9 protein-coding genes and 1 pseudogene are annotated in these 7502 nt (G+C 61.3%); 1 reads left to right on the top strand and 9 read right to left on the bottom strand.

Features of this window, described 5'->3' with window-relative positions; translation table 11 throughout:
- From IVB32_RS23250 to IVB32_RS43075, 7 genes and pseudogenes are all read right to left on the bottom strand, one after another.
- A pseudogene (locus IVB32_RS23250) lies at nucleotides 1-127 on the bottom strand (S26 family signal peptidase); the annotation flags it as partial.
- 26 nt (nucleotides 128-153) lie between these two features.
- On the bottom strand, nucleotides 154-618 hold the full coding sequence (locus tag IVB32_RS23255; protein WP_247358142.1) for a DUF2840 domain-containing protein: 465 nt from the start codon (nucleotides 616-618) through the stop codon (nucleotides 154-156).
- 455 nt (nucleotides 619-1073) lie between these two features.
- Nucleotides 1074-1976 carry a replication initiator protein A gene (locus IVB32_RS23260; protein WP_247282174.1) on the bottom strand — a complete coding sequence of 301 codons (903 nt, stop codon included), beginning with the start codon at nucleotides 1974-1976 and terminating at the stop codon, nucleotides 1074-1076.
- A gap of 3 nt (nucleotides 1977-1979) precedes the next feature.
- On the bottom strand, nucleotides 1980-2258 hold the full coding sequence (locus IVB32_RS23265; protein ID WP_247282175.1) for a helix-turn-helix domain-containing protein: 279 nt from the start codon (nucleotides 2256-2258) through the stop codon (nucleotides 1980-1982).
- A gap of 381 nt (nucleotides 2259-2639) precedes the next feature.
- The gene (locus IVB32_RS23270; protein WP_247282176.1) at nucleotides 2640-2912 is read right to left on the bottom strand and encodes a DUF2285 domain-containing protein; all 273 of its coding nucleotides are present in this window, start codon (nucleotides 2910-2912) and stop codon (nucleotides 2640-2642) included.
- On the bottom strand, nucleotides 2909-3274 hold the full coding sequence (locus IVB32_RS23275) for a hypothetical protein (protein ID WP_247282177.1): 366 nt from the start codon (nucleotides 3272-3274) through the stop codon (nucleotides 2909-2911). The genes IVB32_RS23270 and IVB32_RS23275 overlap by 4 nt, the downstream gene beginning before the upstream one ends.
- 509 nt (nucleotides 3275-3783) lie before the next feature.
- On the bottom strand, nucleotides 3784-3948 hold the full coding sequence (locus tag IVB32_RS43075) for a hypothetical protein (RefSeq protein WP_346015294.1): 165 nt from the start codon (nucleotides 3946-3948) through the stop codon (nucleotides 3784-3786).
- A 77-nt stretch (nucleotides 3949-4025) separates the two neighbouring features.
- Between IVB32_RS43075 and IVB32_RS23285 the strand changes: the two genes are divergently transcribed.
- Nucleotides 4026-4289 carry a helix-turn-helix transcriptional regulator gene (locus tag IVB32_RS23285; RefSeq protein WP_247282301.1) on the top strand — a complete coding sequence of 88 codons (264 nt, stop codon included), beginning with the start codon at nucleotides 4026-4028 and terminating at the stop codon, nucleotides 4287-4289.
- A gap of 514 nt (nucleotides 4290-4803) precedes the next feature.
- Here IVB32_RS23285 and IVB32_RS23290 read toward each other — a convergent pair.
- On the bottom strand, nucleotides 4804-5124 hold the full coding sequence (locus IVB32_RS23290) for a DUF736 domain-containing protein (RefSeq protein WP_018458991.1): 321 nt from the start codon (nucleotides 5122-5124) through the stop codon (nucleotides 4804-4806).
- A 1170-nt stretch (nucleotides 5125-6294) separates the two neighbouring features.
- On the bottom strand, nucleotides 6295-7218 hold the full coding sequence (locus IVB32_RS23300) for a DUF2493 domain-containing protein (protein WP_247282302.1): 924 nt from the start codon (nucleotides 7216-7218) through the stop codon (nucleotides 6295-6297).
- Nucleotides 7219-7502: the final 284 nt, after the last annotated feature.

The following is a 7502-nucleotide window of genomic DNA, read 5'->3' on the forward strand; positions in this document are numbered from 1 at the left end:
TGACACGGAGACGCTCTACCGGCTGCAAGCGGTAAAGACCGATCGGCACGCTATGCGAAGCGTTCCAAATATACCATGGCGCTGTGCACCGGTCGGCGGAGAGCGCAAGAGCCGTGCCACCGCACATGGCAAGAAGTGTTATGAGCCGGCCCATCAGAGTGTCGCCCTTTGGCGCCGGAGCCACGCCTGGTGACGCGCACGGGTGTAGCTTCGCGGAGTTTCATTCACGGAAAGGCGATTGTGCGCGTGGTGCCAGTAGTCGGGCGCCGCCTCGGCAGGATCGATGCCCAGTGCTTCCACCGCGCCGATCAGCTGCAGGACACGTTCGACCTTCGGCCAACCTGACAATCTCAGCAGGCTCTCGCCGCCCGGACTGATCCAAGGCACGGTCGAGTAGCGTTGCCCCGGCGCGCACGCGCGCAGAATATCGATGCGTGACAGTACAGTTCCGAAGTCATTGGAGCTCCAGCGTACGAACGCAAAAATGCTGCCAGGCGCAAATGAAAGAACACGCCGGTGATGGTCGATGATCGTTTCCGATGTAGGCCGGCCGAACCGAATGCGGTTTTCGATGCGTTTCTCGAGCCACAGGAGCTCAACGGTCGTGAGATCATTCATATTGAAATTCCATATCGCAAGACGGCAGGCGCGGTGCTGAGACGATGGCGATCTGAAGTCCAGGACGAGGAGGCGTGATAGGCAAACGACAGGCGGGGCGAAGCACGACTGCTCCGCGCTCACGGCCGCGTCAGAACGCCAAGCGCGCCTTGGGAGGAGATAACGCTCCTGCAGGTCCAGGACTGCGAAGATCCATTTCCAGGAAGCAAGACGCAGCTCAGCCGCTGTCGTGCGGAGGTTGGCGCAGGCGGTAGGCTGACCGGACAGCCACGAACTCTGCCGCGACGTGGACTGGGGGTCCGTTAGAAGGAATCCGAAGGATTCCTGGTTAGGAAAGTTAGAGGAAGCGGAAGCTCGTCTGTGGCAAGGGCTTTTCCGCGATAGCGGTCCCTGATGGCACGCGTTTTCGGTCCCCGATGGCACGGTGGCGCTGGTCCCTGATAGCACGGCGGGATTCACAGGTTTTCCCCCGAGCCGGAGATAAGCCCGCGCTTGCGCAGCCGGTGGGTAAGCGGGTCGACCGGAGTGGGAGCGAAGTTCAGCCGTTCCGTCCCATTTGGGTCGTGCGAGATGACCAGTTCATATCCTGGCAATCTCTGCTGTCGAACGATCTGGCGCAGGTCGTATGCGAAGTGCTTGAGTGGCGATAGGCAGCCCGATTTGGCGTGGAGGTGCACAAGATCAAAGCTCCAGCCGCCCTTTTGGCGACCGCCGTGCTTGCGCACGAGGCGATAAAGCCAGCGCTCCAGTCCGCCAGTCAGATCGAAATATGCGCGGTCGATCGTCAGCACGAGCGCTTCGTTCAGAACACCCGTGTAGAACCAGTCTGGCAGGATCAGCTCGAGCCCGCGGGCGCGGCCGTGCATATCCGCCGTCTCTTTCCATTCGTTGATCCACGAGAACCGATGCTGCCGGCGCTCAGTCGGCTGGCGAATGGATGTCATCACAGTGGTCGATTGCAACCGGTCGAGCGCAGCCTTGAGGCGATCGTAGTCGCGCACGCTTGTGCCGCGTCCCACGAAGGTCAGGATCTCGTAAGGGGTGGCAGCCATCAACCGCGACGTCTTCAAACCCGCATCACGCGCCTGGATAATTTGCGAGGCGGCCCAGATCAGCACGTCCGCATCCCAGATGGTCGCCATGCCATGTTCCGGCACAGCTTCGACACGGATCTTGATTGTCCCGACCCCAAAATCGATGGGAACGGTCCGTTTCGACTTCGCCAGCGAAAAGAACGGATAAGCCATTAAGTCTTGCGCGTCGCGCGGCGCGAGATCACCGGGAAGAGCGCGAAACAGATCGAGCTGATCCCGTTCTGAGTTGCGCCGCGAGCGCGCAAAGGAGTTGCTGTCCGGCATGGGTCAGCGCCGCTCCTTGCCAGCGTAAGGGATGGGCGGGTGCCGCTTGGCGGGCAAGACCGTGCCAACCCCGGGATCGCTGGTCGACGTTTTGGCGCCGCGGTCCACCCATGCTTTCAGGTCTTCGAGCGCGTAGACGACGCGGCCGCCCAGCTTGCGGTAGGTCGGACCTGTGCCATAGGTGCGATGCTTTTCGAGGGTGCGGCCGGAGAGGCCAAGAAAGCGTGCCGCTTCTGGTGTGCGAAGATAGCGCTGCGGCGTGCCGGCGTTCGGGTCGGGCATCGGATCGCTCCCGTGATGTCATGGAGCGCGACGGAGTTTGATCGCGCGTCAAGGGACACCATGGAGGAGCGAACGCACGTGAGGGGATGCCGAACATTGTTAGGGCGATTTCGGCACCCCTCCTTTGCTTTCGCGCTGCGATCGGCAAAAGAGGAATGCAGGCTTGGTAGTCCAGCAATCGGCCGACGATTCTGCTGCGCAGCCAGGGACGTCTCAGTTGTTAGGCGTGGTGCGGGGGAGCTCGAAGCGCTCCGATGCGACGCAGGCGATCGGCGCGCATGAGGCGTAAGATCCAATCGCGGGCCGCCCGCCGGTGCAGTCAGCGGGAGGGCTAGAGGCGCCAAACCTGACCTGATTGCATCAGTTGTACGCTATGCAGATCTATCTCTGGCGGGATCTCGACCGAAACAATGAACGGTAGCCAGCGCGCACGATGAAGCGACCGGCTTTGACCAGGCGAATGGTACGGCTGCGCACGTCGTGGGTCTTCCAGCCGCGCTCGATGAGTCGCTTTTTGCCGAACATCACCTCCGCGATCGTTCGATAGGATGCGCCATCCTCATGCCCATCCCGCGCTCGCAGAGCCAGGCCGAGCCTTTTCCGCTGCTGGGCCGAAAGCCGGTGAAAGGCAGGTCCCGGCGGGCGGCCGTTCAACGTTCGCCATAAGCGATGCGCGGCGTGGGCGCGCGCGACGAATTCTCGTCAAGCGGCAATTCGGTGGCATATCCGGTGCCGAGGTGCGGGGCCTCACTGAGCCATAATCGATGCTGCGTGCCCTGGACCAGCAAGAGGGCATGCCAGCCGTCCGGTGCTTGCCTCATGGTGGCCGACGTGAGGTCAGCAAGCGGAAGTACTACGTCCGAACCTTGACGGCCGGACGCGCTCCGAACGACCGGCACCACCGTTGGCATCGCCTCGGGCGCCCAGAAGATGGTCTGCTCGTAGAAAGACCCTTGCGGGTCATGGGTGAAAGCAGCGCCAAATACGCGAATGCTTCCTATCCTGCGGATGGACATCCGCAAGCTTTTTGGAGCAAACACGCGTCGATTTCGGTTAGACCTGCGCCTGACCCAAGAGGCGGTGGCAGAGCGCATGGGTGTCGACCGCGCGTTCATCAATGGAGAGAGGGTTGCAAAACGTGACCCTGCTTACGATCTGGCAAGTCTCGCAGGCTCTGGGAGTTCGACCCGCCCAACTGGTCGAGGAGAAGGCGAGCAAAATTCGTGCGTGATTGTGCGCTCGACCGCATCTACTCCGGGCTGAACTCTCCGAGCGCGATTGACTCGATAGCCGGTCAATAAGGGCTGTGGGAGTGCCAAGTTGCCGTGGAAGCGATCACCAAGTGATGCTCAAGAAGATCCATGATGGTCGGAGAGAATTGACTTCTCAACTCGGATGGCCAAATCCTGCTATCTACCTGCGCCACCGCGCAACCAGATGACGGTAGCCGTGATCTGCCAGCCATCTAGCGCGCCTCAAATAGCTCTCGAATGCAGTTTGCGCCCGCATCGATTCTCGGTCCGGATCAAATGTGCAGCGCGATTCGGGCCACTTCCTTCCAGTCGGCGCCATCTGCCGCGGCGTCGAGAAGGCGCCAGTACGTCACCAGATGCTCCTCATCATAGGATGTGAGCGCTGGATCTGTGGGGGCGCAGGCGGCGACATGCGGCTCAAGGGGCGGTGTTTGCATGATAAATCTCGCAAGAATGACAATAGACGTGCGCAGGCACGGTTCCTCAGTTCAATGTGAAGAAGCAACTTGCGCCGATGGATATGCGCAAGTTGGTGGGTCGGAATTTTTTAAAACTGCGGAAGCAGAAAGGCTTCACGCAGGAGAAATTCTCAGAGGCGTCCGACTTCACGCAACAATATATCAGCGGATTGGAACAAGGTCGGCGCAATCCCACCGTGGTGACGCTGTTCGAACTCGCAACCACACTGGGTGTTAGCCACGTGAATCTTGTCTTGCCGGACCAGGAGTTCTCCAAGAGCTTCCTAAAGCACCGAAGAGGAAAAAAGATTGACCAGTAGAGCATCGTACCGCGGCGAGACGTTCCCCTGCGCCTGCAAGAAGCCTCGCACGAGCGGTTCGACGAGGTTTTTGTTCGAGCTCTGCTTGCCGGTTTTATGCGGTCGGACCTAAGGAGGGTGTAGCCTCCTGCCCTTACAATCCATCCGGCAATGCTCAAGCGTGAGTGAAGGGCTTCAAGATGATGGTCAAAACGGGACCGCGTAGACGCCGGACTTGCCATTCCGATTGTGCCTCCGCCCGATTAGACGCCCGATGCAAGGTCAGCAAAGCGTTAGCGCCGCAGCGGTGACTTATGAGGTTGAGGCGCTCGGTCCCCGGGCTCCGCAAAGCCCCTCGCTACCCCAAGAGCAAGCTGTCTACGATACCGGCATTGACCAGACCAAAATAGATATCGGTACCCACGAGAGGTGATGTGAGAACCGCTCCAATGGAACAGCAGCGTGATCATCTTGCCGCCTTAGGCTGGAAAAGAAGCCCCGCCCGATCAACTCAGGCGGGGCTTTGGACCGAGCCTCACTCCCCGTTCTTGCGCGGGCGCGACCAGAGGAGCGTGTAGCCCTCTCCGCCTTCGTCATCGAACAGGTTCGCGTAGATCGGCGCGTTGAACGACGGGTCGTCAAGCTTGAGCGAGAGGTAATCGCGGCCCTCCTCGGAGCGCTTGGACCAGGCTGCCCCGATCTCCGCCCGGCCCACATAGATGCGGTGGCTGGGAGCGTTATCGTTGGAGCGGTTGGTCTCGGCGACGATGCGGACGCCCCTGGCCTGCAAACTCAGGGTGACGATCTCGCCCTGGAAATCGTTGCCGACTTTCTTGAAAGAACCGATGTTAGCCATGTCACTTCTCCTGTTGTGTTTCGAGCCCGCGACCACCGCGGCCTCGATGGCGATCTAAAGGCCGAAGACGATCGGCGACGCACCCGCTAGCAGGCCGGAGCGCAGCGGAGGACGCCGTTGGAGCGACTTTCTTGTCTCGCGAGGAATGGGCGCAAGCCCAGGGGAAGAAAGTCGCATCAACGGCGTTGCGGCTCAGACGATCGAGGCGCAGCCGCTCTTGGGCCAGATCGAGCCATCAAGGAGGCCACGTGCGTCCGCGCGCTGAACCGCAATCCTAAGGAGATGAGTGGCAAATTTCGGTTGTTCTGAGCAAGAGGTCGGGACGGGCCGGCGCAGAAGGAGAAACAATCTGCCGCAAAGGGCGGTATCGTCTCCCGCAGGAATGATCGAGCGCGGCGCGCCCCACCCAGCTATGCGAGCCAGACAGAGATTGGTGGGCCTTGCATAAAGGCTTCGAAGGGAGACGCGGTTGCCTTTCGCTCGAGCTCGACGCCGTCTCGTTCAACCTGGTCTCTGTGCGAGCTTGCTCGACCTGATGACGACGAAGCCTCATCGCTCGAGCGTGGCGGCTGGAAGAATTGGTCGAGGTGTATTCTCCACCACCCCGGCCGAGTGAGACGGTGGGGGGCCTCGCGAAGCGGTCAAACGCGCCCATGCCGTGCCGCCGATGCAAAGCGCACCTACGCAAGCGAAGGCCTCCCGCCAGCTCGGCGAACGCACCCCGATCTGGGACAGGGCAAACACCACATGGTAGCCGGCGATTGCCGCGGGACCGCGAAGACGGTTGCGACCGGGACGCGCAAGGTCAACGACCGATTAGCCGCGAGAGTGAGCTGACCAGCGGCAAGCGTCAGCGCGCCAGAAGCAATTCCGATAAGCAGTGCGCCGAAGAGGCCCGCGCCATCGCGAAAATGCCGATATTCCGACACTGAGCGCGACGAAAAACGGCAAGGCATAGACCGCCAGCGCAAGGATCAGCCAGCAGAACAAACCGATGCCGAGCGTGTTGAGGGCAAGCCCAAGGGCGAGCATGGTGGTGGCTCCAATGCACAGAGGTATTGGTCGCGCCTCCACCACCACCGCGGCGCGGCTTCGGACCGAAAATCGGAAGTAGGCGGAGTTGCGGCGCGCAACTCCGTCTTCGTCGTCTTCCAGGCGAGTAGACGGCGCTCATGAGCCGCCGAACTTCCAAACGGGAATACCGAGCCGCTTCGCCTTGTCAGCGATATTGTCCTGAATTCCCGTGCCCGGAAAATGCATGACGCCGATCGGCAGGAGTTCGAGCATCGCGTCGTTGCGCTTGAATGGCGCCGCCTTGGCGTGTTTCGTCCAGTCCGGCTTGAAAGCGATCTGTGGGACCTTGCGATTGGTCGCCCATTTGGAGGCGATCAGTTCGGCGCCCTTGGGAGAGCCGCCATGCAGGAGGACCATGTCCGGGTGCTTGGCATGAACCTTGTCGAGGCGATCCCAGATGAGGTTGTGGTCATTGAAGTCGAGCCCGCCGGTGAGTGCGATTTTCGGCCCGGGTGGCAACAAGACCTCGGTTTCGGCGCGGCGTTTGGCGGCAATGAAGTCGCGGGAGTCGATCATCGCTGCGGTGAACGTGCGGTGGTTGACCAATGATCCCGATCGCGGGCGCCAGGATGCGCCGGTGTTGACCTCAAATTGTTCGATGGCCTGGTCACGGAAGAGTTCCAGGCAGTTGCGGCGTTCGATCAGCGTGACGCCTTCGGCGGTCAGGCGCTCGAGTTCGACCGATCGCACCTCGGACCCGTTCTGCTCGCGTTGGCTCTTGTGCTGCGCTTGTTCGTTGTTATCGAGCTGCCTTTCGACGCGCTCGACGGCACGATGGAACAGGTTGACGGTCGACCAGAGCAGATCGTCAAGGTCCGGCTCAAGCCGGGTGTCGCTCAAGGTCGCGACCAGGGCGTCGAAGATATCGGCGACGGCGCCGCCAACCATCTTGCCCTCTGGGAGCGGTCTTGGATCGGGCTGGTCGTCGAAGGGGTGATAGCCGAAGAGCTGGAGTTCGGTGATGACTTGGTCGGTCGGAGAAGAGTTGTGCAGCGGTTCGACGTCGTCATGGTCGGTCATGGGAAGAGGTCCTTTGCCGGATCGGCCGCGACTATCGCCGCCTTCGTGGCGATCCTCTGACGGCGGCCGAAGCGTGCCAGAACCCGAAAGGGCCGAAGCGGCAGCGGAGGATGGCGGAGGCCGGCTATTTTGCTTCGCGATGCAAAGCGCGCGGCGAACCCAATGATGTGTCTTCACATCACTGGCGCGCGGCGGAAAATAGCCGGCCGTAGCCATTGCCGGCGCGCTCCGCCTGCCGTCCGATCGCTCTCTAGAAGGCCGAGGTCGCGTCCTCTTCCGGTATT

The sequence above is a fragment of the Bradyrhizobium sp. 23 genome (assembly GCF_023073295.1).
GTDB lineage: Bacteria > Pseudomonadota > Alphaproteobacteria > Rhizobiales > Xanthobacteraceae > Bradyrhizobium > Bradyrhizobium canariense_D.

Bases quoted from the DNA above. Each gene is read 5' to 3' on its own strand.
- IVB32_RS23265 (WP_247282175.1), bottom strand. From the start codon at position 2,258: ATGCCCGACCCGAACGCCGGCACGCCGCAGCGCTATCTTCGCACACCA.
- IVB32_RS23285 (WP_247282301.1), top strand. From the start codon at position 4,026: ATGGATATGCGCAAGTTGGTGGGTCGGAATTTTTTAAAACTGCGGAAG.
- IVB32_RS23300 (WP_247282302.1), bottom strand. From the start codon at position 7,218: ATGACCGACCATGACGACGTCGAACCGCTGCACAACTCTTCTCCGACC.
- IVB32_RS43075 (WP_346015294.1), bottom strand. From the start codon at position 3,948: ATGCAAACACCGCCCCTTGAGCCGCATGTCGCCGCCTGCGCCCCCACA.
- IVB32_RS23255 (WP_247358142.1), bottom strand. From the start codon at position 618: ATGAATGATCTCACGACCGTTGAGCTCCTGTGGCTCGAGAAACGCATC.
- IVB32_RS23275 (WP_247282177.1), bottom strand. From the start codon at position 3,274: ATGTCCATCCGCAGGATAGGAAGCATTCGCGTATTTGGCGCTGCTTTC.
- IVB32_RS23290 (WP_018458991.1), bottom strand. From the start codon at position 5,124: ATGGCTAACATCGGTTCTTTCAAGAAAGTCGGCAACGATTTCCAGGGC.
- IVB32_RS23260 (WP_247282174.1), bottom strand. From the start codon at position 1,976: ATGCCGGACAGCAACTCCTTTGCGCGCTCGCGGCGCAACTCAGAACGG.